Origin of the sequence: Pseudoalteromonas sp. SR45-5 (genome assembly GCF_014163565.1) — a bacterium.
GTDB lineage: Bacteria > Pseudomonadota > Gammaproteobacteria > Enterobacterales > Alteromonadaceae > Pseudoalteromonas > Pseudoalteromonas distincta.
On record NZ_JACJDN010000638.1, the window covers coordinates 1 to 2,216 of the forward strand.

1 protein-coding gene is annotated in these 2,216 nt (G+C 40.6%); it reads left to right on the forward strand.

All coding sequences use genetic code 11. The annotated features are described in order from the left end of the window. Positions 1 to 9 precede the first annotated feature (9 nt). Complete coding sequence (locus H5072_RS17415) at positions 10 to 2,166, forward strand: prolyl oligopeptidase family protein (RefSeq protein ID WP_182694268.1); 2,157 nt, start codon at positions 10 to 12, stop codon at positions 2,164 to 2,166. Positions 2,167 to 2,216 lie beyond the last annotated feature (50 nt).

Here is a 2,216-nt window from a genome sequence, read left to right on the forward strand (position 1 = left end):
GAACTCAGGATGTTTAAACATACTCTAGCGTGTGCTGTAATTGTAGCGCTTAGCGGCTGTTCAGAGCCAACTAATACGGTAACTCAAGAAGAAGTAAAAGCACCTATGAAGCAAGTTAACGCAGTTATATACCCAGAAACAAAAAAAGGCGATGTAGTAGATACCTACTTTGAAGAAGCGGTTAGTGACCCATATCGTTGGCTTGAAGATGACATGAGCAGCGAAACTGCCGATTGGGTTAAAACGCAAAATAATTTAACGTTTTCTTATTTAGAACAAATTCCTTATCGCGATAAGTTAAAGCAGCGCCTTGAAAAACTAATGAACTACGAAAAAATAGGCCCTCCTTTTACTGAAGGCGATTACACCTATTTTTATAAAAACGATGGTCTGCAAAATCAATATGTTTTGTACCGCAGTAAAGATGGTGGCGACGTTGAAGTATTTTTAGATCCAAACAAGTTTAGTGAAGATGGTACGACGTCTATGTCGGGTTTATCGTTTTCAAAAGATGGGTCATTACTCGCGTATCAAATATCTGAAGGCGGCAGCGATTGGCGCAAAATTATAGTTATTGATGCACATACTAAAGAGCAAGTTGAAGAAGCGCTTGTTGACGTTAAATTTAGTGGCATTGATTGGTTAGGTAACGAGGGCTTTTATTATTCAAGTTACGAAAAACCTAAAGGCAGTGAGCTGTCGGCTAAAACAGATCAGCATAAAGCGTATTACCATAAGCTAGGTACTGCACAATCTGCAGATAGTGTTGTATTTGGTGAAACTGATGAACAAAAGCATCGCTATGTAGGCGCTGATGTAACTCATGACGGCCGCTACTTACTTATTTCAGCTAGTACGTCTACTTCAGGCAATAAGCTGTTTATAAAGGACTTAACAAATAAAAACAGTGAGTTTGTAACGGTTGTAGGAAATACTGATTCAGATACATCAGTTATTGATAACGAAGGCAGCAAGCTGTTTTTAGTTACTAACCTTAATGCACCAAACAAAAAAGTAGTGACGGTTGATGCTAGTAACCCAAGCCCTGAAAATTGGGTTGATTTAATTCCTGAAACCAAAAACGTACTAAATCTTACAAAAGGCGGCGATACCTTTTTTGCCAACTACATGGTTGACGCGATTTCGCAGGTAAAACAGTACAACAAAAAAGGCGAGCTAATTCGCGAAATTACATTGCCAGGCGTGGGTACAGCACGTGGTTTTGGCGGTAAAAAAGATCAAACAACGCTTTATTATTCGTTCACTAACTACAAAACACCAGGTACTACTTATACGTTTGATGTAGCTACGGGTGAATCGGGTGTTTATCGTAAGTCGGCTATTGATTTTAATAGTGATGATTACACGTCTGAGCAAGTGTTTTACACATCAAAAGACGGCACTAAAATACCGATGGTAATTACCTATAAAACAGGCATTAAGCTTGATGGATCAAACCCTACAATTTTATACGGTTACGGTGGTTTTAATATTAGTTTAACGCCAAGCTTCAGCCCCGTTAATGCAGTATGGCTTGAGCAAGGTGGCGTATACGCCGTCGCTAATATTCGCGGTGGTGGTGAGTACGGTAAAGACTGGCACAATGCAGGCACTAAATTGCAAAAGCAAAATGTGTTTGACGATTTTATTGCCGCAGCTGAGTATTTAAAAGATAAAAAGTACACGTCTAAAAAGCGCTTAGCACTTCGCGGTGGCTCTAACGGTGGTTTGTTAGTTGGCGCAGTAATGACGCAGCGCCCAGACCTATTCCAAGTTGCTCTACCTGCAGTAGGTGTACTTGATATGCTGCGCTACCATACATTTACTGCCGGCGCTGGCTGGGCATACGACTACGGCACCAGTGAGCAAAGCAAAGAAATGTTTGAATACATTAAAGGTTACTCACCACTTCATAATGTAAAAGCAGGTGTTGAGTATCCAGCGACTATGATCACAACTGGCGATCATGATGACCGAGTTGTTCCTTCGCATTCGTTTAAGTTTGCCGCTGAGCTTCAAGCAAAGCAAACGGGTAATAATCCAATGCTTATTCGCATAGAAACCAATGCTGGGCATGGTGCAGGTACACCAACGAGTAAAACAATTGAGCAGTACGCTGATATATTTGGTTTTACGTTATACAACATGGGCGTAGAGTCGTTATAAAAGCGCTTTAACAAAATAGCTAACTTTAATAGCTGAGCAAAAAGGCCGAG